Origin of the sequence: Blastochloris viridis (assembly GCF_001402875.1) — a bacterium.
Lineage (GTDB): Bacteria > Pseudomonadota > Alphaproteobacteria > Rhizobiales > Xanthobacteraceae > Blastochloris > Blastochloris viridis.
The window spans coordinates 1,251,848-1,274,786 of sequence record NZ_CP012946.1; the positions used below are offsets into that span (position 1 = coordinate 1,251,848).

25 protein-coding genes are annotated in these 22,939 nt (G+C 68.4%); 19 read left to right on the top strand and 6 right to left on the bottom strand.

Annotated features, from left to right (window positions below):
• Positions 1–46: 46 nt before the first annotated feature.
• A complete protein-coding gene (locus tag BVIR_RS17170) occupies positions 47–349 on the top strand; it encodes an integrase core domain-containing protein (RefSeq protein WP_417852043.1) in 303 nt (100 codons plus the stop codon).
• Between the two features lie 82 nt (positions 350–431).
• Here BVIR_RS17170 and BVIR_RS05545 read toward each other — a convergent pair whose 3' ends face one another.
• Positions 432–1,094, bottom strand: a complete 663-nt coding sequence (locus BVIR_RS05545) for an alpha/beta hydrolase (RefSeq protein WP_055036795.1) — start codon at positions 1,092–1,094, stop codon at positions 432–434.
• A 255-nt stretch (positions 1,095–1,349) separates the two neighbouring features.
• On the opposite strand from BVIR_RS05545, the gene BVIR_RS05550 reads away from it, so the two are divergent.
• From BVIR_RS05550 to BVIR_RS05590, 9 genes are all read left to right on the top strand, one after another.
• On the top strand, positions 1,350–2,531 hold the full coding sequence (locus BVIR_RS05550) for a cysteine desulfurase family protein (protein WP_335338142.1): 1,182 nt from the start codon (positions 1,350–1,352) through the stop codon (positions 2,529–2,531).
• Positions 2,532–2,589: 58 nt separating this feature from the next.
• A complete protein-coding gene (gene sufB / locus BVIR_RS05555; protein ID WP_055036796.1) occupies positions 2,590–4,074 on the top strand; it encodes a Fe-S cluster assembly protein SufB in 1,485 nt (494 codons plus the stop codon).
• The gene (locus BVIR_RS17135; RefSeq protein ID WP_055036797.1) at positions 4,074–4,391 is read left to right on the top strand and encodes an antibiotic biosynthesis monooxygenase family protein; all 318 of its coding nucleotides are present in this window, start codon (positions 4,074–4,076) and stop codon (positions 4,389–4,391) included. Before sufB ends, BVIR_RS17135 begins: the two co-directional genes overlap by 1 nt.
• A gap of 49 nt (positions 4,392–4,440) precedes the next feature.
• Entirely contained in the window at positions 4,441–5,187 is a 747-nt protein-coding gene (sufC, locus tag BVIR_RS05565; RefSeq protein ID WP_055036798.1) for a Fe-S cluster assembly ATPase SufC, read from the top strand.
• A complete protein-coding gene (locus BVIR_RS05570; RefSeq protein ID WP_055036799.1) occupies positions 5,187–5,393 on the top strand; it encodes a hypothetical protein in 207 nt (68 codons plus the stop codon). The genes sufC and BVIR_RS05570 overlap by 1 nt, the downstream gene beginning before the upstream one ends.
• 22 nt (positions 5,394–5,415) lie before the next feature.
• Entirely contained in the window at positions 5,416–6,744 is a 1,329-nt protein-coding gene (gene sufD, locus BVIR_RS05575; protein ID WP_055036800.1) for a Fe-S cluster assembly protein SufD, read from the top strand.
• Positions 6,745–6,957: 213 nt separating this feature from the next.
• Entirely contained in the window at positions 6,958–8,214 is a 1,257-nt protein-coding gene (locus BVIR_RS05580) for a cysteine desulfurase (protein ID WP_236823720.1), read from the top strand.
• Entirely contained in the window at positions 8,211–8,618 is a 408-nt protein-coding gene (locus tag BVIR_RS05585; protein WP_082416752.1) for a DUF59 domain-containing protein, read from the top strand. The genes BVIR_RS05580 and BVIR_RS05585 overlap by 4 nt, the downstream gene beginning before the upstream one ends.
• A gap of 108 nt (positions 8,619–8,726) precedes the next feature.
• Positions 8,727–9,101 (top strand): HesB/IscA family protein, encoded by a 375-nt coding sequence (locus tag BVIR_RS05590; RefSeq protein ID WP_055036801.1) that lies wholly within the window; start codon positions 8,727–8,729, stop codon positions 9,099–9,101.
• A gap of 256 nt (positions 9,102–9,357) precedes the next feature.
• On the opposite strand, the gene BVIR_RS05595 is transcribed toward BVIR_RS05590, so the two are convergent.
• Together BVIR_RS05595 and BVIR_RS05600 are read right to left on the bottom strand one after the other, a co-directional pair.
• Positions 9,358–10,419: a diguanylate cyclase gene (locus BVIR_RS05595; protein ID WP_055036802.1), complete on the bottom strand. Its 1,062-nt coding sequence runs from the start codon at positions 10,417–10,419 to the stop codon at positions 9,358–9,360.
• A gap of 167 nt (positions 10,420–10,586) precedes the next feature.
• Positions 10,587–12,032, bottom strand: a complete 1,446-nt coding sequence (locus BVIR_RS05600; RefSeq protein WP_055036803.1) for a DEAD/DEAH box helicase — start codon at positions 12,030–12,032, stop codon at positions 10,587–10,589.
• Positions 12,033–12,438: 406 nt separating this feature from the next.
• Here BVIR_RS05600 and BVIR_RS05605 point away from each other — a divergent pair, with 406 nt between their 5' ends.
• From BVIR_RS05605 to BVIR_RS16715, 9 genes are all read left to right on the top strand, one after another.
• Positions 12,439–13,464 (top strand): DctP family TRAP transporter solute-binding subunit, encoded by a 1,026-nt coding sequence (locus tag BVIR_RS05605; protein ID WP_197604405.1) that lies wholly within the window; start codon positions 12,439–12,441, stop codon positions 13,462–13,464.
• Positions 13,465–13,541: 77 nt separating this feature from the next.
• A complete protein-coding gene (locus BVIR_RS05610) occupies positions 13,542–14,075 on the top strand; it encodes a TRAP transporter small permease (RefSeq protein WP_055036804.1) in 534 nt (177 codons plus the stop codon).
• A 121-nt stretch (positions 14,076–14,196) separates the two neighbouring features.
• Positions 14,197–15,480, top strand: coding sequence for a TRAP transporter large permease (locus BVIR_RS05615; RefSeq protein ID WP_055036805.1), 1,284 nt, complete (start codon positions 14,197–14,199; stop codon positions 15,478–15,480).
• Between the two features lie 434 nt (positions 15,481–15,914).
• Positions 15,915–16,280: a cation transporter gene (locus tag BVIR_RS05620; RefSeq protein ID WP_145911845.1), complete on the top strand. Its 366-nt coding sequence runs from the start codon at positions 15,915–15,917 to the stop codon at positions 16,278–16,280.
• Positions 16,267–16,527, top strand: coding sequence for a hypothetical protein (locus tag BVIR_RS05625; protein WP_055036807.1), 261 nt, complete (start codon positions 16,267–16,269; stop codon positions 16,525–16,527). The genes BVIR_RS05620 and BVIR_RS05625 overlap by 14 nt, the downstream gene beginning before the upstream one ends.
• Positions 16,527–16,919, top strand: coding sequence for a magnetosome protein MamC family protein (locus BVIR_RS16705; RefSeq protein ID WP_055036808.1), 393 nt, complete (start codon positions 16,527–16,529; stop codon positions 16,917–16,919). Before BVIR_RS05625 ends, BVIR_RS16705 begins: the two co-directional genes overlap by 1 nt.
• Positions 16,920–16,933: 14 nt before the next feature.
• On the top strand, positions 16,934–17,575 hold the full coding sequence (locus tag BVIR_RS16710; protein ID WP_156331028.1) for a hypothetical protein: 642 nt from the start codon (positions 16,934–16,936) through the stop codon (positions 17,573–17,575).
• A gap of 161 nt (positions 17,576–17,736) precedes the next feature.
• Complete coding sequence (locus BVIR_RS05635) at positions 17,737–19,806, top strand: heavy metal translocating P-type ATPase (protein ID WP_145911844.1); 2,070 nt, start codon at positions 17,737–17,739, stop codon at positions 19,804–19,806.
• Entirely contained in the window at positions 19,803–20,174 is a 372-nt protein-coding gene (locus BVIR_RS16715) for a hypothetical protein (RefSeq protein ID WP_145911843.1), read from the top strand. Before BVIR_RS05635 ends, BVIR_RS16715 begins: the two co-directional genes overlap by 4 nt.
• Here the strand turns inward: BVIR_RS16715 and BVIR_RS05640 are convergent, their stop codons facing one another.
• From BVIR_RS05640 to BVIR_RS05650, 3 genes are read right to left on the bottom strand one after another with little or no spacing between them, the layout of a single operon-like run.
• Entirely contained in the window at positions 20,175–20,963 is a 789-nt protein-coding gene (locus BVIR_RS05640) for a heme ABC transporter ATP-binding protein (protein ID WP_055036809.1), read from the bottom strand.
• 2 nt (positions 20,964–20,965) lie between these two features.
• Positions 20,966–22,039, bottom strand: coding sequence for a FecCD family ABC transporter permease (locus BVIR_RS05645; RefSeq protein WP_055036810.1), 1,074 nt, complete (start codon positions 22,037–22,039; stop codon positions 20,966–20,968).
• Entirely contained in the window at positions 22,036–22,938 is a 903-nt protein-coding gene (locus BVIR_RS05650) for a heme/hemin ABC transporter substrate-binding protein (protein WP_055036811.1), read from the bottom strand. Before BVIR_RS05650 ends, BVIR_RS05645 begins: the two co-directional genes overlap by 4 nt.
• Position 22,939: the final 1 nt, after the last annotated feature.

Genomic DNA, 22,939 nt, shown 5'->3' on the forward strand with positions numbered 1-22,939 from the left:
GTGTCGTCCGCGAGCCGAGCGCCATCGCCGAGCGTCGCCGGCTGCCGTGCACGGTGGTCAGCGACAACGGGACCGAACTGACCGGTCACGCCGTCGTCGCCCGGTCGCACCGGGCAAGCTGCAGCAAAACAGCTTTGTGGAATCGCTCAATGGTCGCATGCGCGACGAGTGCCTGAACGAGCACCTGTTTCTATCGCTCGCTGCGGCGAGACGGATCATCGAGGCATGGCGGACCGACAACAGCACCGTGCGTCCGCACAGCCGCCTCGGCAGCATGGCGCCCGCCGAGTTTACCAACCGCCTACGGCCGGGGCAGATGGAAGCCGGAACTCACTTATCCGTGGCCTGAAAACGGGGAGCAGGTCACCTTTAAGAGAGTGTCGGGCTCGGTCGAAAAGCTGCCCGGCCCGGCCATGACGCTGAGGACGTGCTCAGCCCGCGGCGGCAGCGGCCTTGGCGGCGAGACGGCGGTCGAGATAGTCGCCCACCGTGCCGATCAGCTCGTCGATCCTGCCCTCGAAGAAGTGATTGGCGCCGGGAATCACCTTCTGCTCGATGATGATGCCCCTCTGGGTTTTGAGCTTTTCGACCAGGCCCTGCACCGCGGTGACCGGCGTCACCGAATCTCTCTCGCCATGCACGAACAGGCCCGAGGACGGGCAGGGCGCCAGGAACGAGAAGTCGTAGAGGTTGGCCATCGCGGCGACCGAGATGAAGCCCTCGACCTCGGGCCGGCGCATCAGCAGCTGCATGCCGATCCAGGAGCCGAACGACACCCCGGCGATCCAGCAGGTGCGGGCGTCGGGATTGATCGACTGCACCCAGTCGAGCGCGGAGGCGGCGTCCGACAGCTCGCCCTGACCGTGGTCGAACGAGCCCTGCGAGCGTCCGACGCCGCGGAAATTGAAGCGCAGCACGCTCATGCCCCGTTCCACGAACAGGTAGTAGAGCTGGTAGACGATCTGGTTGTTCATCGTCCCGCCGAATTGCGGGTGCGGATGAAGCACCACCGCAATCGGCGCGCTGCGCGTCTTTGACGGGTGGAACCGGCCTTCGATACGGCCGGCAGGACCGGCGAACACCACTTCGGGCATATGTTTAGGAACCTTGGGGACCTTGAACGGAATGCAACGCGGCGCGACACTGCGAGCCGGCGGAACTCCACTCCGCTTGACGATGACCGACCGACATCATATTGTTTAGAATAATTCCAAACTAAGGCCGGTCGCCGCGGCGGCAGCATCCGCGAGTGGCACAGGAACTACCTATCCTCTAAGGCAGATCGGACTCAAATTACAAGCGTTTCGAGCATTCGAAGCGACGGTGCGGCGACAGGAGGCATTGGAGCGGTGACGGATTTGGCCGGGCGGGCCTATCTCGACTGGAACGCGACGGCGCCGATGCGAGCGGCGGCGCGCGCGGCGACTGTGGTCGCCCTCGACGCCGGCAATCCGTCGTCCGTTCATGCCGAGGGCCGCGCGGCTCGCGCCGTGGTCGAGCGCGCCCGTGCCGAGGTGGCCGCCGCAGTCGGCGCCACGCCGCGCCAGATTGTGTTCACCTCCGGCGCCACCGAGGCCAACGCGCTGGCGCTGAGCCCCGGCCTCGAACTCTGCGATGGCCATGCCCACCGTGATGGTCTGGCGGTCTCGGCGATCGAACACCCGTCGGTGCTGCGCGGCCATCGCTTCGGGACGCTGCCGGTCGAGACGGTGGCGGTCGACTGCGACGGCGTGGCGCAGCCCGCCACGGTGGCCGAAGCGTTGGCGCGGCTTGTCGCGCGCGGCGCGGTGCGGCCGCTGGTGTCGGTGATGCTGGCCAACAACGAGACCGGGGTCATCCAGCCGGTCGCTGCCATCGCTAGCGCGGTCCACGCCGCCGGCGGCCTGCTGCATGTCGACGCGGTGCAGGCGCTCGGCCGCATTCCGCTTGATTTTCGTGGGCTCGGTGCCGATCTGATGACGGTGTCGAGCCACAAGATCGGTGGCCCCAAGGGCGCGGGCGCGCTGGTGGTCGGGCCGCGGGTGGCCCACATCGCATCGCCGCTGATCGGCGGCGGCGGCCAGGAGCAGGGGCGCCGCGCCGGTACCGAGAACGTCCCGGCGATTGCCGGGTTCGGCGCCGCAGCGGCCGAGGCGGTGGCCGAACTGGCGGTCGCGGCCGATCGGATGCTGGGCCTTCGCCGCCACCTCGCCGAGCGGCTGCTGGCGGCGGCGCCGGATGCCCTGGAATTGGGCGCTGCGGTGCCGCGGCTGCCCAATACGGTGGCGGTCTCGCTGAAAGGCCTGTCGGCTGAAACCTCGGTAATCGCGTTCGATCTCAGCGGTGTGGCGATTTCTGCGGGGTCGGCCTGCTCATCTGGCAAGGTGGCTGCATCGCACGTGGTCGAGGCCATGGGCCATCCCGGACTCGCAGGTTCGACCTTGCGTTTTTCCATCGGCTCGACCACCACCGAAGCCGACCTCGATCGCGCGATCGGCGTCTGGCGGACTGTGGTGGGTGCACTAGCTAACAGGCAAGGGAAGGCTGCCTGACCCGAAGCCTTCCAGACCGACCCACGGTCCTTGAAACCGCGAGGAAGGGAGTAAAGTAATGCCGGCTGTGCAAGAGACCGTCGAATCGGTCCGCGCCATCGATGTCGATCAGTACAAGTGGGGCTTCTCGACCGATGTCGAGATGGACAAGGCCCCGAAAGGTCTCGGCGAGGACATCGTCCGCTTCATCTCGGCCAAAAAGGGCGAGCCGGAGTGGATGACGGAGTGGCGGCTCGGCGCCTATCGGCGCTGGCTGACGCTGGACGAGCCGACCTGGGCCAAGGTGTCGTACCCCAAGATCGACTTCCAGGACCTCTATTACTACGCCGCGCCGCGGATGAACGCGGCGCCGAAATCGCTGGACGAGGTCGATCCGGAAATCCTCAAGGCCTATGAGAAGCTCGGCATCCCCTTGAGGGAGCAGGAGTTGCTCGCCGGCGTCGAGGGCGCCAGCTACCCGCCTTCGCGCGTCGCGGTCGACGCGGTGTTCGATAGCGTGTCGGTCGCCACCACCTTCAAGGACGAGTTGAAGAAGGCCGGTGTCATCTTCTGTCCGATTTCGGAAGCGATCCGCGAGTACCCCGATCTGGTGCGGCAGTATCTCGGCACCGTGGTGCCGGTCACCGACAATTTCTACGCCACGCTGAATTCGGCGGTGTTCTCCGACGGCTCGTTCGTCTACGTGCCGCCGGGGGTGCGCTGCCCGATGGAGCTGTCGACCTATTTCCGCATCAACGAGCAGAACACCGGCCAGTTCGAGCGCACGCTGATCATCGCCGACAAGGGCTCTTACGTGAGCTACCTCGAAGGCTGCACCGCGCCGCGCCGCGACGAGAACCAGCTGCACGCCGCGGTGGTCGAGCTGATCGCGCTCGACGACGCCGAGATCAAGTATTCCACCGTCCAGAACTGGTATCCCGGCGACAAGGACGGCAAGGGCGGCATCTACAATTTCGTCACCAAGCGCGGCGATTGCCGCGGCACGAACTCGAAGATCTCGTGGACCCAGGTCGAGACCGGCTCGGCCATCACCTGGAAATATCCGAGCTGCATCCTGCGCGGCGACAATTCGAAGGGCGAGTTCTATTCGATCGCCATCTCGAACGGCTACCAGCAGGTCGACTCCGGCACCAAGATGATCCACCTCGGCAAGAACACCGTGAGCCGGATCATTTCCAAGGGCATCGCCGCCGGCCGGTCGCAGAACACCTATCGCGGCCTCGTCACCGCGCACAGGAAGGCCACCGGCGCGCGCAACTGGACCAACTGCGACTCGCTGCTGGTCGGCAACCAGTGCGGCGCGCACACCGTGCCCTACATCGAGAGCAAGAACTCGAGCGCGGTGTTCGAGCACGAGGCCACCACCTCGAAAATCTCCGAGGACACGCTGTTCTACTGCCAGCAGCGCGGCCTGTCGTCCGAGGAGGCGGTGGCGCTGGTGGTCAACGGCTTCGTGCGCGAGGTGCTGCAGAAACTGCCGATGGAGTTCGCCGTCGAGGCGCAGAAGCTGATCTCGATCAGCCTTGAGGGCTCGGTGGGGTGATGATCTCACGCATCTGGCACGGGTGGACGACGCCCGACAACGCCGCTGCCTACGAAACATTGCTGAAGACGCAAGTGTTTCCGGGCATTGAGGAAAAGCGCATAAAGGGCTATCGCGGCATCGAACTGTTGCAAAGGCCGATGGGCGATGAGGTCGAGTTCATCACCATGATGCGGTTCGACAGCCTCGACGACATCAAGGCCTTCGCCGGCGAGGACTTCGAAACCGCCTATGTGATCGAGGCTGCGCGCCGGCTGCTGAAGCGGTTCGATGCGCGCTCGCAGCATTACGAACTCCGCGACCAGCGCAGTTATTGACGATGGACCACCGCCCCATGGCGCCGAGGTCAAAGACGGGATGATACCGATGCTCGAAATCCGCAATCTTCACGCCGAGGTCGAGGACAAGAAGATCCTCAACGGTCTCAACCTCACCGTGGCCGCCGGCGAGGTCGCCGCCATCATGGGTCCGAACGGCTCGGGCAAGTCGACGCTGTCCTACGTGCTGTCGGGCAAGCCGGGCTACACCGTCACCGACGGCGAGGTGCTGCTGAACGGCGAGAGCATCCTTCAGATGGCGGCCGACGAGCGCGCGGCGAAGGGCGTGTTCCTGGCGTTCCAGTATCCGATGGAGGTGCCGGGCGTCGCCACCATGACCTTCCTCAAGACCGCGATGAACGCCCAGCGCAAGCATCGCGGCGAGCCGGAGCTGACCACGCCGGACTTCATGAAGCTGGTGAAGGCGGAGGCCGAGGCGTTGCTTATCAAGCAGGAGATGCTGCGCCGGTCGGTCAATGTCGGCTTCTCCGGCGGCGAGAAGAAGCGCAACGAGATCCTGCAGATGTCGCTGCTCGATCCCAAGCTCGCCATTCTGGACGAGACCGACTCCGGCCTCGACATCGACGCGCTGCGCATCGTCTCCGACGGCGTCAACCGGCTGCGCCGCGCCGACCGCTCGTTCATCGTCATCACCCACTATCAGCGCCTGCTCAATCACATCGTGCCGGACTCCGTGCATGTGATGTCGAAGGGCCGCATCGTGCGTTCCGGCGGCAAGGAACTGGCGCTGGAGCTCGAAGCCAACGGCTATCGCGACTACCAGGACGCGGCGTGATGACATTCAGCGAGACCGACAACCTCGTGCTCCAGCAACTTCGCGCCATCCGCGAGCAACTCGATACGCTGAACCAGCGGCAGATCGAGACGGTGCAGCGGATTGGCTCACTTGAGGTGCAGGTTGCCAATCTGTCGGTCCGCATCGACCGTATCGACGCGCGGCTCGACCGCGTGGAAAAACGTCTCGGACAGATCGAAGCCTGAACCGTTAGGAAGACCACGTCGCATGACCGATATGACCCCCATCAAGACGCCGGCCGAGCTGGCGCTCAGCGCTGCGTTCGGTCTCGCGGCACCGAGCCTGCCAGGCGATGCCGACGTCAAGAAGCTGCGCCAGGACGCATTTGGCGCATTCGAATCCGCCGGGCTGCCGAACCGCCGCATCGAAGACTGGAAGTACACCGATTTGCGCATGCTGATGCGCGAGGCGAAGCCGCTGGCGTCGCCGCTGAGCGGCGAGGATGTCGCGGCCGCGCGCGACGCCGGTGCCGCGTTCGCCGCGGTCGGCGCGCGTCGGCTGGTGCTGGTCAATGGCAGCTTCGCGCCCGCACTGTCCGACCTCGCCGACCTCGAGCCGGGCCTCACGGTGATGCCGCTGGCGGGTGTGCTGAGAGAGGCCCATCCGCTGCGCGAGCGGCTCGGTGCGCTGGCGCCGGCCGGCAACATCGCGCTCGACCTCAACACCGCGTTCATGACCGACGGCGTGGTGATCCACGTCGGCGCGGGCACGACGGTTGCGCGGCCGCTGCTGATCGTCAATTGCCATGTTGGCGCCGCCACCGCCGATTTCAGCCGCTCGCTGGTGGTGGTCGAACCCGACGCCGCGCTGACCCTGATCGAGAGCTTCGAGGGGCCGGACGGCACCGACTACCAGACCAACAGCGCGTTGGAGCTGTCGGTCGGCGAGGGCGCTTGCGTCGAGTTGATCCGCCACCAGGCCGAGGGCGATCGCGCGCTTCATCTCCACACGCTGATGGCGGAGGTGGGCGCGCGCACGGTGCTGAAAGGCTGCGTGCTCACCACCGGCGCCGCGGTGTCGCGCCAGCAGGTCGGCCTTGCGCTCAAGGGCGACCACATCGTCGCGGCGTTGCGCGGCGCCTCGCTGCTGCGCGGCCGCCAGCACGGCGACACCACGCTTCAGGTCGAGCACAAGGCGACCCAGTGCGAGAGCCGCGAGCTGTTTCGCACCGTGCTCGACGGCGAGGCCCACGGCGTGTTCCAGGGCAAGATCATCGTGGAGGCCGAGGCGCAGAAGACCGATGGCCGCATGGCCTCGAACGCGCTGGTGCTGTCCGACCGCGCCGAGATGAGCAACAAGCCCGAGCTCGAGATCTACGCCGACGACGTGCAGTGCGGCCACGGCGCGACGTCGGGCGCGCTCGATGAGGAGCTGTTGTTCTATCTCGAAGCCCGCGGGATCCCGGCAGCAGAGGCCGAGGCGTTGCTGATCCAGTCGTTCGTCGGCGAAATCGTCGATGAGGTCGGCCTTGAGCCGGTGCGCGAGGCGCTGACCGGGCAGGTGGCGCGCTGGCTGGAGCGGCGCGACAATGGCTAATCGGGCGTCGGGCTGATCGCATGGCGAGGCCGACACAACGCTGGTCGGAAATCCCTGCCGGGGAAGAGGTTTCGGCGAGCGGTCGACGGTTCGGCCCGGTGGGCCGGCCCGTCCGAAGCGGCATGGCGGCGGTTTTGCCGCCATCGATCGGGCATCGCGCCGCGGCGAGGTGGCTGGGCGCAGGACAGGTTCATAATTGAGGCAGCGGGGATCATGATGGATGCGACGGCAATCGACCGCGCGGCGGCATCGGCTTTCGATGTTGAGGCGGTGAGGGCGGATTTCCCCATCCTGGCCCGCGAGGTCTATGGCAAGCCGCTGGTCTATCTCGACAACGCCGCGTCGGCGCAAAAGCCGCGGCAGGTGCTGGACCGTATGCGGCTGGCGTACGAGACCGAATACGCCAACGTTCACCGCGGCATGCACTTCCTCGCCAATGCCGCCACCGAAGCCTATGAGGGCGCCCGCGAGACGGTGCGTGCCTTCCTCAATGCGCGCACGGTCGAGGAAATCGTGTTCGTGCGCAATGCCACCGAAGCGATCAACTTGGTCGCGGCGTCGTTCGGCGGCATGGTGCTCGAGGACGGCGACGAGGTGGTGCTGTCGATCATGGAGCACCATTCCAACATCGTGCCCTGGCACTTCCACCGCGAGCGCCGCGGCGTGGTGCTGAAATGGGCGCCGGTCGACGACGACGGCAATTTCCTCTTGGACGAATTCGAAAAGCTGCTGACGCCGCGCACCAAGATCGTCGCCATCACCCACATGTCGAATGCGCTCGGCACCATCGTGCCGGTCAAGGAGGTGGTGCGCATCGCCCACGCTCGCGGCATCCCGGTGCTGGTCGACGGCAGCCAGGGCGCGGTGCACCTGCCGGTCGACGTGCAGGACATCGACGCCGATTTCTATGTCATCACCGGCCACAAGCTGTATGGGCCCTCCGGCATCGGCGCGCTGTATGCCAAGCGCGAGCACCTCGACAGGATGCCGCCGTTCCTCGGCGGCGGCGAGATGATCCGGACGGTGACGCAGGACACCGTTACCTACGGCGATCCGCCGTACAAGTTCGAGGCCGGTACGCCGTCGATCGTCCCGGCGATCGGGCTCGGCGCGGCGCTCGACTACATCAAGTCGGTCGGACCGGAGGCGATCCGCGCCCACGAGGCCGATCTCCTCGCCTATGCCCACGGGCAGTTGTCGCGCATCAACTCGCTGCGCATGTTCGGCAACGCACGCGAGAAAGGTGCCATCGTGTCATTCGAGTTGAGCAACGCGCACGCGCACGATGTCGCGACCGTGATCGACCGCTCAGGTATTGCGGTACGGGCTGGAACTCACTGCACCATGCCGCTGCTCGCCCGTTTCGGAGTAACCGCCACTTGCCGAGCGTCATTTGCACTGTACAACACCCGCGAGGAAGTCGATAAACTGGTGAATGCTCTCACAAGAGCCGAGGCTCTGTTTGTATGAACGAGAATAATTCTAATCAGGACGTCGCTGCCACCGTCGCGAACCGCGTGCCGACCGATGCGGGCGCGGCTTCGACCGGTGCAATTCCGCCGCACGAGCTGGAGCGGCTGACGGACGATATCGTGCAGGCGCTGAAATCCGTGCACGACCCGGAAATCCCGGCGGACATCTACGAGCTGGGCCTGATCTACAAGGTCGACATCGGCGAGGACCGTATCGTCCACGTCGAGATGACGCTGACCACGCCGAACTGCCCGTCTGCGGCCGAGCTGCCGCTGATGGTGGAAAGCGCGGTGGCGATGGTGTCCGGCGTCGCCGGCGCCAAGGTCGCGGTGGTGTGGGACCCGCCGTGGGATCAGAGCCGGATGTCGGAAGAGGCCCGCGTCGCGCTCAATCTTTGGTGAGAGTGGCCGAAGCTCGAATCGCGCCCCATATCCACCAAGGATGCGATCCATGCTGGTCGGCGTCGGGCTCCGTTGGCGGGGCCGCGTTGCGTGCGAGGGAGAAAGCCGATGACCGTCCGTCCCAAGATGCAGGTCCTGCGCCTCACCGATAGCGCCGCAGCACAGGTGAGGCAGCTGATGGACGCGACCGAGACGCCGATCGTGGGTCTGCGTGTCGGGGTCAAGAAAGGCGGCTGCGCCGGCATGGCCTACACCGTCGACTACGCCACCGAGGTTCGGCCGGGCGAGGAAGTGGTGGAGCAGGGCGGCGCCAAGGTGGTGATCGAGCCCGGCGCGATCATGTTTCTGCTCGGCGCTGAAATGGACTACCGCACCGAAAAGCTGTCGGCGCAGTTCGTGTTCAACAACCCGAACGAAACCGCATCGTGCGGCTGCGGGGAGTCGGTGGCGCTGGCGCCGGCCGAGGGCGCCGTCGCAGCGTAATACGAATCCAGCCGACCAGGCCGGTGGTCCCGTCGCCGGAAAATCTCTTCGATTTCGCGATTTTTTGCGCCGGAACCAACGGTCGATTGCCGCCGCTGGAGGCGACACGGCCGCGGCTGTCGCGACGCCACGTCCGGTCCGGTTTCCGGGATATCGCCGCGCAATCCGGGAAACGGCGGCGTCGAAAACACCTGTTTGAAATGCCGGTCTCAACGCCCGGATTGCCGCCCGAAGGCGGGATCGGCTGGCGACCCGATTACGCCACCCGCGCCGGCGGCAGTTCCGGATCGGGCTCGACGGCGACGCGATTGCGGCCGCCGTGCTTGGCCATGTACAAATAGCTGTCGGCGCGCTCGATCAGTGAGGTCGCGGTGTCGCCGAGGCGCATGGTGGCGACGCCGGCCGAGATGGTGACGCGGCCGAGGCTTTCGCCGGTCGAGCGCTTCATCAGTTCCTTGCCCATCACCGCCCTGCGGATGTGCTCGGCCACGGTCGCGGCATGCTGGGCGGTGGTGCGCGGCAGCAGCACCACGAACTCCTCGCCGCCGTAGCGGGCGGCGATGTCCTGGCCCTTGACGTTCTGCTTCACCGCCAGCGCCACCAAGCGCAGCACCTGATCGCCGGTAAGGTGGCCGAAGGTGTCGTTGAACTTCTTGAAATGGTCGATGTCGGTGATCAGCAGCGACAGCGGCTCGCCGGAGGCTTTGGCGTCGGCCATCAGGCGGGCGAGCGCCATGTCGAAATACTTGCGGTTGGCCAGCGTGGTCAGCGGGTCGGTCAGCGACTCGGTGCGGGCGGCCTCCAGGTTCTCCTTGAGCTGCGAAATCTCGCGCTTGGAGTCGTTGAGGCGGTCCTGGAGGGTGCGATTGCGCGCCTCCATCTCGCGAGTCGACTCGACCAGGCTCTCGACGATGACGTGCAGGCTGTCGGAATCGGCGCCAGCGCGGGCAATGGCGCTGGAGGCGTCGGCGAGCGATTCCGAATATTGCGACGCGTCGCCGGCCGCGGTCTGAACCATCGCCAGCACCTGGCTGATCTTGTTCATCACCTTGACGCCGAGCTGGTCGATGGTCTCGGTGAAGCGATGGGGCGACAGCAGGTCGTCGTAGATGCGGTTGAGGTCCTTGTCGCAAAGGCCGCCGGACCGCGCCAGCGCCTCGTTCACCGCGGCGTTGAGGTGAACGTTCTGGCCGGTGGCATAATTGTACCAGACTTCATAGTTTCGCGGATAGGCGGGCTGGCGCAACGCCTTGATCTGCCCGATCGCGATCTCCGCGAAGGCCAGTGATCGTTCGAAATCGTCGGGCGAGACGACCATGAATTCCCTCCGGGGCTCCGGCCTCCGTACGCGAAATCCACTAAGTCACAGTGACAAAGCGACGGAAGGGATCGTAGCGGCCGCCCCCTGAATATCCGGTAAACGCCCGTAACAACAGGGGGTTGCTCGGGCGCCAGGTTCTATATTCGCACGGTCGTAAAGCCGCGCTATTCGGCCTTGATGCGGGTCGGCCGAAGCAAAAACGCCGGCAAGAACAGATTTTCATCGTTATCTTCGGCCGTTTCGGCTCTGCGGGAGCGGCCGCCGACATTTCCGGGCCTGGTCACGGGCCGCGGAGTATCCTCAGTGTTTTTACGCTCCGGTTGAACACGAGGTGACGGAGGACTTGCGGTGTCGCGGGGACGGCGGCTGCTACCGCCTTTGCCACGTTCCCCACCCCGTTCGCCACGCTCCCCACCACGTCCGCTGCGCTCGCCGCGTCCGCCGCGCTCGCCACGGGCCGGGCGCTCGGAGCTGGATTCGTGGCTCACCGGCGCGCCGAGCCAGTTGATCTGCACGCCGGTCAACTTCTCGATCGCCCCCAGCGAGCGGGTGTCGGCCGGGCTGACCAGCGTGACAGCGGTGCCGGAGCGGCCGGCGCGGCCGGTGCGGCCGATGCGGTGGATGTAGTCCTCGGCGTGGTGCGGCACGTCGTAGTTGAAGACGTGGCTGACCTCGGGAATGTCGAGGCCGCGGGCGGCGACGTCGGAGGCGACCAGGATGGTTGCCTCGCCCGTGCGGAAGGAGTCCAGCGAGGCGATGCGGGCGCGCTGGTCCATGTCGCCGTGCAGCGCGGTGGCGTTGAAGCCGTGCTTGACCAGCGAGCGCCACAGCACCGCCACTTCGCGCTTGCGATTGCAGAACACGATGGCGTTCTTCAGCCCCTCGACCTCGCGGATCAGCCGACGCAGCACGTCGCGCTTCTCATGCGGCTCGGAGCCGGTGGCGATCAGTTGCTGAATGACGGTTGCCGCCGCAGTGGCCTGTTTGGCGACCTCGATCCGGGCGGGCTGATGCAGGAAGGTGTCGACGAGGCGCTGGATCTCCGGCGGCATGGTGGCCGAGAAGAACAGCGTCTGGCGCGTCATCGGGATCAACCGACAGATGCGCTCGATGTCAGGGATGAAGCCCATGTCGAGCATGCGGTCGGCTTCGTCGATGACCAGGATCTCGATGCCGGACAACAGCAGCTTGCCGCGCTCGAAATGGTCGAGCAGGCGGCCAGGGGTGGCGATCAGCACGTCGACGCCGCGCGATAATTTGGCGTCCTGGTCGTCGAACGACACGCCGCCGATCAGCAGCGCCATGTTGATCTTGTGGTGCTGGCCGTATTTGCCGAACTCTTCCTCGACCTGTGCCGCGAGCTCGCGGGTCGGCTCCAGGATCAGCGTCCGCGGCATGCGGGCCTTGGCGCGGCCCTGTTCCAGCATCGTCAGCATCGGCAGCGTAAACGCTGCGGTCTTGCCGGTGCCGGTCTGGGCGATGCCGAGCACATCGCGATGCGCCAGGACGTGGGGAATCGCCTGTTCCTGGATCGGGGTCGGCTCGGTGTAGCCGACTTCCTTCACGGCCACGAGAACCTTGTCGCTCAGGCCGAGGTGTTCAAAAGACATCGATGCGGTCTCGGATCGGGCCCCGGAAATGCGGCGTCGGGACCAAAAGCACACAAGCTGGTACGCGTCTTGCGCCATCCTGCTGGTCGAGCCGGCACCATACGTCCTGACGACGCGGAGTCAATGGAGTCATAGGAACGATGGCCGAACGGCCGGCGGCGTCGCCCGTTGCGGGACAATCGGTATTCGGGCGGGGATGTCCATTGCGGATCGACGGCCGCGGCGCGCTGGGCGCCTTGCCCACAGGTGGGCCGAAAGGCGGGCCGCCAGCGAGGCCGCAGACAGGTGGCGCGGTGCCATGTTATCAGGCGCTTGGAGCGGCCGAGAGCCCCAATCGCGGATGCCCGCCTCAGCCAGCCTCGGCAGTGGGTCCATTCACCCATCGGCGCAATCAAGGAGGAACGTTGTGACCAGGTTGTTGTCGTCGGCCGTGGCGGCCGGCCTTGCCATGCTGCTCGCCGGCCAGCCGGCCTCGGCCGAGGCCCTGAAGCCGGAATACAAGGTTTCCACCGTGCTGGGCGCGCCGTTTCCGTGGGGGCTTTCGGCGCAGCGCTGGGCCGATCTCGTCAAGGAGCGGTCGAACGGCCGGATCGTTCTCAAGGTCTATCCGGGTGCGCAACTGGTCGGCGGCGACCAGACCAAGGAATTCACCGCCATGCGCCAGGGCGTCATCGACATGGCGGTCGGCTCGACCATCAACTGGTCGCCCCAGGTGTCCCAGCTCAACCTGTTTGCGCTGCCGTTCCTGATGCCGGATTTCAGGGCGCTCGACGCCATCACCTCCGGCCCGGCCGGCAAGATGGTGTTCGACGTCATCGCCACCAAGGACGTGGTGCCGCTGGCGTGGGGCGAGAACGGCTTCCGCGAATTGTCGAACTCCAAGCGCGACGTCAGGACGCCGGAGGACCTGAAGGGCCTCAAGATCCGCGTGGTCGGCTCGCCGCTGTTCAATGAGACCTTCACCGCGCTCGGCGCCAATCCGACCCAGATGAGCTGGGCCGACGCCCAGCCGGCGCTCTCGACCGGCGCGGTCGACGGGCAGGAGAACCCGCTCGCGGTCTACTCCCTCGCCAAGCTGTACACCCTCGGCCAGAAACACCTGACGCTGTGGGGCTACGTCGCCGATCCCCTGATCTTCGCGGTGTCGAAGCCGGTGTGGGACACCTTCTCGCCCGAGGACCAGGCGCTGCTGCGCGCCGCCGCCGCCGACGCGGGCGCGTACGGCCGCGACATTGCGCGCAAGGGCATCACGGTCGAGGACCCGTCGCTGCTGACGCAGATCGAGGCAGCCGGTGTCACCGTCACCCGCCTTTCTCCCGCGCAGCAGAAGGCGTTCCAGAAGGCCACCGCTGCGGTCTATGACAAGTGGAAGGCGCGGATCGGCGCCGACCTCGTCACCGCCGCCGAACAGTCGGTGGCCGCCAGCCGGTGATCTGCGCGCTTGCGCCAGATCTCTGCTACCGCGACGACGGGCCGGCGGGCCCAGCCTGAACAGGTGTTGTTATCGCCATGCCCGAGCCCGCCGATCTCCTCGCCCGCCAGGACCCGCCGTTGCGGGTTCCTGTCACCTTCGAGAAGGTGCTCGCCGCCGCGGCGATGGCGGCGCTGTGCCTGATCACGCTCGGCAACGTCATCGCGCGCTATTTCACCGACATCTCGTTCGCCTTCACCGAGGAATATTCGATTGCGCTGATGGTGGTGGTCACCATGCTCGGCGCCTCGATCGCCACCGCCGCCGACCGCAACATCCGCATCGTCTGGTTCGCCTCGCTGCTGCCGCCCGGCGGCCGCCACGCCGCGGAGGTGATCGCGACGGTGGCGACTATCGCGATGTTCGCGCTGCTGGCGGTGCTCGGCGGCCGGCTGGTGTGGGACGAATACCGCTTCGAGGTCACCTCGCCGGGGCTCGGCGAGCCGCAATGGATCTACACCGCGGCGCTACCGGTGCTGGCGGTGGTGGTGACCGGCCGCGCGGTCGGCCACCTGGTGCGCACGCTCAAGCTCCGCCGGCTGCCGCCGCACGACGCGGTCGACCCGCTGTGATCGCGGTGGCGCGAACACCACTTCGTTTGGTCGCGCATCGCGCGCGCTCCGGCGCCGGCCGCGGGCCGAACCGTGGCGGTCCGGCCGCATTCGTCAAACCCCGAGCCACCTTCGACCGGCCATGATCGCTGCTGCGCTGTTCGTCTGCTTCCTGGTGCTGTTCGTGCTCGGAACGCCGGTCGCTGTCGCGCTCGGGCTGGCCGGCACGCTGGCGATCTATCTCGCCGACCTCAACCTGCTGGCGGTGCCGACCAACGCTTATACCGGCATCGCCAAATACCCGCTGCTGGCGGTGCCGATGTTCGTGCTGGTGGGCGCGATCTTCGACCGTTCGGGCGTGGCGATCCGTCTGGTCAATTTCGCCATCTGCCTGGTTGGCCGCCGGGCCGGCTCGCTCGCCGCCGTCACCGTGCTGGTCAGCATGTTTCTCGGCGGCATCTCCGGCTCGGGCCCGGCCAACGCCGCCGCGGTCGGTGGCGCCATGATCGGCGCGCTCAGCCGCGCCGGCTATCCGCGGGCCTACTCGGCGAGCGTGATCGGCGCGGCGGCGGCGACCGACATCCTGATCCCGCCCTCGATCGCGCTGATCATCTACAGCGTGCTGGTACCGCAGGCCTCGGTGCCGGCGCTATTCGCCGCCGGCATGATCCCCGGCCTGCTTGCCGGCATCGCGCTGCTCGTGCCGATCTTCTACACCTCCAACAAGCACGGCTTCGGCCTCGCCGAGAAGGACGAGCCGCTGCCGCCGTTCTGGAAGTCGTTCCGCGAGGCGATCTGGGGGCTGATGGCGCCGGTGCTGATCCTCGGCGGCATGCGCGCGGGCTGGTTCACGCCGACCGAGGCGGCGGTGATGGCGGTGGTCTACGGCCTGTTCGTCGGTTTCGTGATCTTCCGCTCGCTGACGCTGAAGGACCTCTACGAGATGTTCGTCGAGGCGGCGGAGATTTCCGGCGTCATCCTGGTCGTGGTGGCGCTGGCGTCGATCTTCGGTTGGGCCGGCTCGACGCTTGGGGTGTTCGACCGTGCCGCCGAAGCGATCGTCGGCCTCGGCGGCGGAGAATACGCCACGCTGGCGCTGCTGATCGTGATGCTGATCGTGATCGGCATGTTCCTCGACGGGGTGTCGACCTTCCTCATCCTGCTGCCGCTGCTGATGCCGATCGCCGCCAAGTTCGGCTGGGACCCGGTGTGGTTCGGCGTGCTGCTCACCCTCAAGATCGCCATCGGCCAGTTCACGCCGCCGATGGCGGTGAACCTGATGGTGTCGTGCCGTATCGCCGGCGTGCCGATGGAAGCGACGCTGCGCTGGGTGTTTCCGATGATCGGGTCGATGGTGCTGGTGCTGGTGGCGCTGATCGCGTTTCCGGATCTGGCGCTGTGGCTGCCGCGGGTGCTGGGCTACTGACGGCGCGCGCCGGCATCCGATCCGCTGTGGTTTGCGCGGGGCAAGACCTGATGCAGACTGCAGTCATTCAAATTGCGCTCATCCAGACCGTGCGGGCGACGGCACGCCTGCATCGGCAGAGCCCACGCAAACCTTCTTAGTTGATCTTGCTCGTAGCTGCGTGATACCCGTTACGTCACACTTCATTTGCGTGCAGGCAGCAACGCGCACCGCCGCTCCGCCACCCGGTTCACGCAAACCATCCTGACATTATCAGGCGTCCCATTCGGGGTGACGGCGTGGGCCGGCATGCGCGGACACGCGGCCGCCGCGCCCGGAACGACGGCGGGCGCGGAGCGGGTTTGCGATGCTTGGCGGCGATTTCATCGGCGCACTCAGGCCGGATGGCGCGGTCTTTGTCCCGCGTGTTGCGGTCCCGCCAGGGGCGGCGTAGCATGACACTTATGACCGGCATGTCGGCGCTGGCCGCGAGGCTCAAGCCGCTGCGGCGCCACCTCAGCATCGCCCATCACGTCAGCGGCCGCATCCGGCTCCGGCTTGCGGTCGGCGGTCTCGCGCTGTTCACCCCGACTCTTGCCCGCAAGCTGGCCGACGCCGCCACCGCCACGGTCGGCGTTCGCTCGTTCCGCGTCAATCCGGCGGCGCTGTCGGTGGTGATCGAATACACCCCGAGCGTCCTTGCGCCGGAGCTGTGGAGCCAGCTGATCGACGCGTCCGACGCCGAATTCGACCGCGTCATCGGCCACGGTGTCATCCCGCCCGCGGACGCCAATTCCGGAGGCAGCCATGTCGAACGATGATGTTTTCACGGGCCTGCTGCACAGCGTCCGCCGCGCCGGCCATCTCTTCGACGAGATGATGGAGGAGCGGCCGGCGACGCTGCTGCCCGGGCGCGGTTTCGTCGACCGCAACACCCTGGCGAGCCGGTCGTTCTGGACCGGGGCGGCGCTCGGTGCCGCCGCGGTTCTGACCCTCGCCGCCGTGGTCGGCCGTCGCGATGGCGACCGCAGCCCGGCCGCCGAAACCCCGACTCAAGGAGGCTCGTGATGTCGCGGATCAAGCATCTTCCCGGCGATGCAATTGATGCGGCGCTGCGCTTTGGGGCGCTCGGCGCCGTGGTCGGCGGCGGCGTCGCCGCCGGCCAGCAGGTCGCCGCGGTGCGGCGGGGCGAGGCCACGACCCAGGAGGCGGTCGCCCGCACCGTCGATGCCGCGACCGCCGGCGCCATCGCCTCGGCGGTGGGCGGCGCGGCGGCGGCGGTGGTTCGCGGCCACGCCATCGGGCGCTTCGCCGCCTTCGTCGCCGGTGCGGCGGTCGCCAGCTGGGCAATGAGCCCGCGGGCCAAGCCCGCCAAGCCGAACCCCGCTGTCGCCGAGGCCGATGCCGACGCGCTCGCCGCGCCCCCCGCCGAGGCGGCGCCGGTTCCCCCCGTTGTTTGACCGGATCGATTGCCATGACAGACAAGACCGACGACACCAACCCGTCGCAGCCCAATTGGGGACCCTATGGCCCCGCGCCCTACGGTCCCTACGGCGCACCCTACGGTCCCGGACCGTATGGACCCCAGGGCTATGGGCATGGGCCTTATGTGCCGGGTGGGTGGGGACCTCCGGGGTGGGGGCCGGGGGCGCCCGGCTTCGCGCCAAACCCTGCGCCGTCTGAGGCTTCGAACCAGGGCGCTGACGGTTCGCACGCGGGCTGGGGCTATCCGCCCGGCTTCGGCCCCGGATGGGGCCCCGGCGTCGGTCCGGGCTGGGGACACGGCTTCGGACGCCATCATGGGCCGTGGTGGCCGGGCTGCCCGGCGCCGGGGTGGGGGCCGGGCTGGGCGGGGTCGCCGCCGCCCCAAGCCGGCAAGCCTGACGACGCCTCGCTGTTCAGCACTGGTCTCGGCGTCCACAACGACGCGCTGGTCAAGGGCCTCCTGATCGGCGCCGGCCTGACCTTCCTGCTCACCAATGACAGCGTGCAGAAGAACCTGATCGGCGCAGTGGTGAAGGTGTGGTCGTCGCTGCAAGGCGGCGTCGAGGAGATGAAGGAGCGTTTCCGCGACGCCGAGGCCGAGCTTGCCTCCGGCGAAGACGAAACCGGCTGAGCGGTGTGCCGGCTGTCTGCGTGCCGGCGCGCCGCTCACGGCGCTCTGAGGGCGGGGCAGCTCCGGCATCGTCCGAAGCCGCGCTCACGGGTCGGGACGGCGCAGCGCGCCTTGAGCCGTGATGCGTCCGGACCACCGCATCGGAGCCAGGTAGCGCCTCCATGACCAGGATCGCCCACGAACTCCGCGGCCGGCTGCGGGTGCGGCTCGACCGTCGTTCCGCCGAGCTGTGGACCCGCACCGCCGCGCGGATCGAAGTGGTGCGCGGTGTCAGCGAAGTGCGGCTCAACCCGGCCTGCGCCTCGCTCACCGTCGCGTTCGACGGCAAGCCCGAAACCCGCCGCGCCGTGCTCAAGGCGCTCGACGAGCCGATCGCCGCGGACGCGGTGTCGCCGGCCGAGAGCTGCGGGCCGGACCTGGCGCAGGTGCTGCTGTCCGGCACCGTGCTGGCGCTGGCCATGGTGCTGCCGACCCCGCTGCGGGCCGCGGTCACCGCGGTCAACGTCGCCGGCGTGGTGCTGCGCGGCGTGAAGGCGCTGACCCACGACGGCCTGACGGTCGAGGTGCTCGACGCCATCGCCATCTTGCTGCCGGCGGTGCGGCGCGAATACCTTACTGCCAACTTCACCCGCTTCCTGCTCGACCTCGGCGGCTATATCGAGGCCTCGACCGCCCGCCGCTCCGACCACCTGCTGCGCGATCTGTTGCGGGCCGAGCCGGAGACGGTGACGGTCGAAACACCGTCCGGCGAGGTGATCGAGCTGCCCTATGATGAGGTGGTGGTCGGCACCCGCGTGGTGGTCGGCACCGGCATCCGGGTGCCGGTCGACGGCGTGGTCGTCGACGGCGCTGCCTGGGTCAACCAGGCCGCGGTGACCGGCGAGAGCTTGCCGGTGCCGCGCGAAGCGGGCGAGGCGGTGCTGTCCGGCTCCGTGGTGGAGGAGGGTCGGCTGGTGGTCGCTGCCGAGCGGGTGGGGGACGCCACCACCACCGCCCGCATTTCGCGCTATATTCGCGAGGGCTTGGCCGATCCGTCCGGGATGCAGTCGGAAAGCCAGCGCATGGCCAACCGCCGGGTGCTGATCACGCTGGCGTCCGGCGCCGCGGTGTTCCTGCTCACCCGCGACTGGCGGCGGCTCGAATCGGTGTTCCTGGTCGACTATTCGTGCGCGGTGAAGTTCGGCACGCCGATCGCCATCAAGGCGGCGATGTTCCGCGCCGCCAAGGAAGGCTGCCTGATCAAGAGCGGCCGGGCGCTGGAGGCGGTGGCCGCGGTCGACACCGTGGTGTTCGACAAGACCGGCACGCTGACCCACAACACGCTGGAAGTGACCGACATTCACCGCCCGGCCGCGGTCTCGCTCGACGAGGAGGAACTGCTGGCGCTGGTGGCCTCGCTGGCCGAGCACACCAGCCACCCGGTGGCGGGCGCGGTAGTCGATCTCGCCAAGCGGCACCACCTTGCCCATATCGGCCACGAGGAGGTGAGCTTCCTGGTTGGCCACGGCATCGGCTCCACCGTGCATGGCCGCACCATCCGCATCGGCTCGCGCCATTACCTCGAAGAGCACGAGGGCGTGCGTTTCGACGGCGTCGACGATTTGATCCACCGCCTCGCCACCGAGGGCAAGTCTTTGCTGTTCGTCTCCGCCGACGGCGAACTGATCGGGGTGATCGGGCTGCGCGACCGGCTGCGCGCCGAGACCCCGGCCGTGTTGCGCCGTCTGCGGATGCAGGGCGTCAAGACGGTGGCGATGATCACCGGCGACCACGAGGCCAAGGCCCGCCAGATCGGCGAGACGCTCGGGCTCGACCTCGTGTTCCACGACCAGAAGCCGGAGGACAAGGCCAAGGTGGTCGAGGCGCTGAAGGCGGAGGGCCGCACCGTCGCCTTCATCGGCGACGGCGTCAATGACGGCCCGGCGCTGATGGCCGCCCATGTCGGCATCGCCATGCCGCGCGCCGCCGACATTGCCCGCGCCACCGCCGATATCGTGTTGTTGGAAGACAGCCTCGACGGCGTGCCGATGCTGCGCAGCCTCAGCCTGGAGAGCATGCGGCTGATCCGCTCCAACTTCGCCGCCTCGGTGGCGATCAATTCGGCGATCATGGCCGGTGCGGCGCTGGGGCGGCTGTCGCCGGTCGCGACCGCCACGCTGCACAACGGCACCACCATCGCCATCCTGCTCAGGGCGCTGGCCTCGACCGGCGCCGGGCGAGCGGCGCGATGATCTACCTGGTCCACCGCGTGCCCGGACGCTGCCGCTTCAAGGTGACCGGGCTTCGCAGTGACCCCTCCAAGGCCGCGATGTTTCGGGAAGCGCTCGCCGACGTGCCGACGGCGCAGGTCGAGGCGCGGCCGCGCGCCGACAGCGTCATCGTTACCTTCGATCCGAAAATCGTGCGCGGCGAGGCGGTGCTCGCCGCCATCGCCGAACAGGGGCTGATCGCACCGAGCCCGCCGGTGCCGACCGCTTCGCCGCGCGGGCTCGTCACTGCACTCGGCTCGGCGGTCGGTCATGCCGTGGTCGCCGCCGTGGTCAAGGGCGGGGCGGAGCGGTCGGTGACGGGCGTGATCCGCCGCCTTCGCAAACGGTGATCACGCCGCGCGCATGGCGTGCGGCAGCACGAACGGCGCGCCCGGCGGCGGCAGCCGGCCGACCGCGCCTTCGACCCGGAACACCTCCGCCAGCATGGCGTCGGTGATGGTGGCCGACGGCGGCCCGTCGGCGACCAGCCGGCCGCGGTCGAGCACGATGATGCGATCGGCGACGCGGGCGGCGATGTTGAGGTCGTGCAGCACCGCCAGCACGGTGCCGCCGCGCGCGGTGTGGCGGCGCATGGCGTCGGCGATGTCGAGCTGATGGCGCAGGTCGAGCGCGGCGATCGGCTCGTCCAGCAGCATCAGGCCGGGGCCGTGGCTTTCGGCGCCGACCGCGAGTTGCGCCAGCACGCGGGCGAACTGCACCCGCTGCTGCTCGCCGCCCGACAGCGTGGTGATGATGCGCTCGCGGAATCCGGCAAGGTCGACCTCCGCCAGCGCGGCGTCGATCAGCGCCTCGGTTCGCGGCGAGCCGCCGCCGCCGACGCCCATCCGCACCACCTCGGCGACGGTGAAGGCGAACGCCACCGACGCGCTCTGCGCCATCATCGCGCGTCGCTGCGCCAGCACCGCCGGGCTGAGTTTTCGAATGTCGGTGCCCGCCAGCCGCACCCGGCCGGCGCGCGGCGCGATCTCGCCGGACAGCGCGCGCAGCAGGGTCGATTTGCCGGCGCCGTTGGGGCCGACCAGCGCCACCACAGCGCCGGCCTCCACCGCAAGCGAGACGTCGTCGATCAGGCGCGTGCTGCCGACGGCGATGACCAGTCCTTCCCCTTCCAGCCGCATGGTCACAGTCCGGCCAGGGCGCGCTGCTTCAGCAGCAGGCCGAGAAACACCGGTGCGCCCAGCACCGCGGTGAGGATGCCGATCGGCAGCTCCGCCGGCGCGACGACGACGCGCGCCAGCGTGTCGGCGATCAGCATCAGCACCGGCCCGAGCAGCAGCGACGCCGGCACCAGCAGGCGATGGCCGGGGCCGATCACCAGCCGCAGCAGGTGGGGCACGATGATGCCGACGAAGCCGATCACGCCCGACACCGCCACCGCCGCGCCCACTGCCGCCGATACCAGCACGATGGCGATGCGCTTCAGCCGCTCGACCGCGGTGCCGAGGTGGTAGGCCTCGGCCTCGCCGAGGGCGAGGCGGTCGAGGTCGCGGGCGATCAGCGGCGTCGCCACCACCACCGCCAGCAGGAACGGCACCAGCGTCGCGACCTTGGCCCAGGTCGCGCCGGCGAGCGAGCCGAGCGACCAGAAGGTGAGGTCGCGCAATTGGCGATCGTCGGCGATGAAGACCAGGAGGCCCGTCAACGCGCCGGCCAGGGCGCCGATGGCGAGGCCGCCGAGCAGCAGCATGGCGATCGAGGTGCGGCCGCCGCGCGTCGCAATCCGGTACAGCACCGCGGTGACGACCAGGGCGCCGACGAAGGCAGCGAGCGGCAGCGCCACCGGCGGCAGGTCCGGCAGCAGTTTTCCGCTCAGCACGATGGTAGCGGCGGCGGCCAGCGCTGCGCCGCTGGAGACGCCGACCAGGCCGGGGTCGGCCAGCGGGTTGCGGAACAGGCCCTGCATCATGGCGCCGCCGGCGGCGAGCAGGGCGCCGACCATCACCGCCATGGCGATGCGCGGCAGCCGGATCGACCACACCACCAGCTCGTCGTGCGCGGCGACCGCGGGATCGCCCTGGATGAGGCCGAGTGCCGCCGCCAGCCGGCCGGGCGGGATGCCGGCGGCGCCGACGGTGGCCGCAGCGAGCGCTGCCGTTGCCAGCACGGCGAACAGCACGCCAAGCACCAGCGCCGGCGAGCGGGCGAGGGGACGGGCGTCGCGGGAACGCGCGGGAAACGGCAGGGCGATACTCATCGGCTGCAGTCCTGATCGTGTCGCGCCGGTGGCGCGGTGTCGACCACGGCCGGGTAGATCGCGCGTGTCAATGCGCGCGCGGCCTCGGCGGTGAAGGGACCAAATGCCAGCGCCTGCGCCTGCAGCGGCACGAACGCCTGGCGTGTCGCGGCGGGCGTTCCGGAAAAACCTGGGTGCGCGAACACTTGCGCGGCGCTCAATGCGTTGGGGCCGCCATTGGACATCACGATCACCACGTCGGGGCCGGCGGCGACCACCGCCTCGTCGTTGATCGGCTTGTAGCCCTCGATTTCGGCAAAGGCGTTGTCGGCGCCGGCAAGGCGGATCAGGCCGTCGGCGGCGGTGCCGCGGCCGGCGACCATGGCCCGGCCGTTGGCGAACGAGAGAACGAACGCGGCTCGGGCCGGAGACGGCACCTTGGCGCGCAGCGCGGCGAGCGCCGACAAATTGCCTTCCACCACCGTGGCGAGGCATTCGCCGCGCGAGCCGACCCCCGCGGTCGCGGCGATCTGGCGGACCTTGGCGACGATGCCCTCGGCGTCGAAGCGATCGGGCACCTTGATCAGCGCCACCGCCGACGCCTCCAGCACCCGCACCGTCTCCGGCGGGCCGATGCCGGCCGCCGCCAGCACCATCGACGGACGGGTGGCGAGCACGCCTTCAGGCGAGAGCTGGCGCAGGTAGCCGACGCTCGGCTTATCGCGCAGCGCCCGCTCCGGGAACTGGCTGGTGGCGTCGACCGCCACCACCTGGTTCTCGAGCCCGAGCGCGTAGAGAATCTCGGTGACGGACGCGCCGATCGCGACGATGCGACTGGCGTCGGCCACCGCGCTGCCCGCCGCCGGCACGGCGATGGCGAACCCGGCGAGGAAAGCGAACCGAAGGGCGGCGGACCGCATC

What these genes read in the sequence shown, in the direction of transcription:
- sufD (WP_055036800.1), top strand. Translation starts at nt 5,416, where the DNA reads ATGACCGATATGACCCCCATCAAGACGCCGGCCGAGCTGGCGCTCAGC.
- BVIR_RS17135 (WP_055036797.1), top strand. Translation starts at nt 4,074, where the DNA reads ATGATCTCACGCATCTGGCACGGGTGGACGACGCCCGACAACGCCGCT.
- BVIR_RS05645 (WP_055036810.1), bottom strand. Translation starts at nt 22,039, where the DNA reads ATGAGTATCGCCCTGCCGTTTCCCGCGCGTTCCCGCGACGCCCGTCCC.
- BVIR_RS16710 (WP_156331028.1), top strand. Translation starts at nt 16,934, where the DNA reads ATGACAGACAAGACCGACGACACCAACCCGTCGCAGCCCAATTGGGGA.
- BVIR_RS16705 (WP_055036808.1), top strand. Translation starts at nt 16,527, where the DNA reads ATGTCGCGGATCAAGCATCTTCCCGGCGATGCAATTGATGCGGCGCTG.
- BVIR_RS16715 (WP_145911843.1), top strand. Translation starts at nt 19,803, where the DNA reads ATGATCTACCTGGTCCACCGCGTGCCCGGACGCTGCCGCTTCAAGGTG.
- BVIR_RS05590 (WP_055036801.1), top strand. Translation starts at nt 8,727, where the DNA reads ATGACCGTCCGTCCCAAGATGCAGGTCCTGCGCCTCACCGATAGCGCC.
- BVIR_RS05610 (WP_055036804.1), top strand. Translation starts at nt 13,542, where the DNA reads ATGCCCGAGCCCGCCGATCTCCTCGCCCGCCAGGACCCGCCGTTGCGG.
- BVIR_RS05600 (WP_055036803.1), bottom strand. Translation starts at nt 12,032, where the DNA reads ATGTCTTTTGAACACCTCGGCCTGAGCGACAAGGTTCTCGTGGCCGTG.
- BVIR_RS05620 (WP_145911845.1), top strand. Translation starts at nt 15,915, where the DNA reads ATGACACTTATGACCGGCATGTCGGCGCTGGCCGCGAGGCTCAAGCCG.
- BVIR_RS05585 (WP_082416752.1), top strand. Translation starts at nt 8,211, where the DNA reads ATGAACGAGAATAATTCTAATCAGGACGTCGCTGCCACCGTCGCGAAC.
- BVIR_RS05635 (WP_145911844.1), top strand. Translation starts at nt 17,737, where the DNA reads ATGACCAGGATCGCCCACGAACTCCGCGGCCGGCTGCGGGTGCGGCTC.
- BVIR_RS05640 (WP_055036809.1), bottom strand. Translation starts at nt 20,963, where the DNA reads ATGCGGCTGGAAGGGGAAGGACTGGTCATCGCCGTCGGCAGCACGCGC.
- sufB (WP_055036796.1), top strand. Translation starts at nt 2,590, where the DNA reads ATGCCGGCTGTGCAAGAGACCGTCGAATCGGTCCGCGCCATCGATGTC.
- BVIR_RS05570 (WP_055036799.1), top strand. Translation starts at nt 5,187, where the DNA reads ATGACATTCAGCGAGACCGACAACCTCGTGCTCCAGCAACTTCGCGCC.
- BVIR_RS05625 (WP_055036807.1), top strand. Translation starts at nt 16,267, where the DNA reads ATGTCGAACGATGATGTTTTCACGGGCCTGCTGCACAGCGTCCGCCGC.
- BVIR_RS05545 (WP_055036795.1), bottom strand. Translation starts at nt 1,094, where the DNA reads ATGCCCGAAGTGGTGTTCGCCGGTCCTGCCGGCCGTATCGAAGGCCGG.
- BVIR_RS05650 (WP_055036811.1), bottom strand. Translation starts at nt 22,938, where the DNA reads ATGCGGTCCGCCGCCCTTCGGTTCGCTTTCCTCGCCGGGTTCGCCATC.
- BVIR_RS05595 (WP_055036802.1), bottom strand. Translation starts at nt 10,419, where the DNA reads ATGGTCGTCTCGCCCGACGATTTCGAACGATCACTGGCCTTCGCGGAG.
- BVIR_RS05580 (WP_236823720.1), top strand. Translation starts at nt 6,958, where the DNA reads ATGATGGATGCGACGGCAATCGACCGCGCGGCGGCATCGGCTTTCGAT.
- sufC (WP_055036798.1), top strand. Translation starts at nt 4,441, where the DNA reads ATGCTCGAAATCCGCAATCTTCACGCCGAGGTCGAGGACAAGAAGATC.
- BVIR_RS05615 (WP_055036805.1), top strand. Translation starts at nt 14,197, where the DNA reads ATGATCGCTGCTGCGCTGTTCGTCTGCTTCCTGGTGCTGTTCGTGCTC.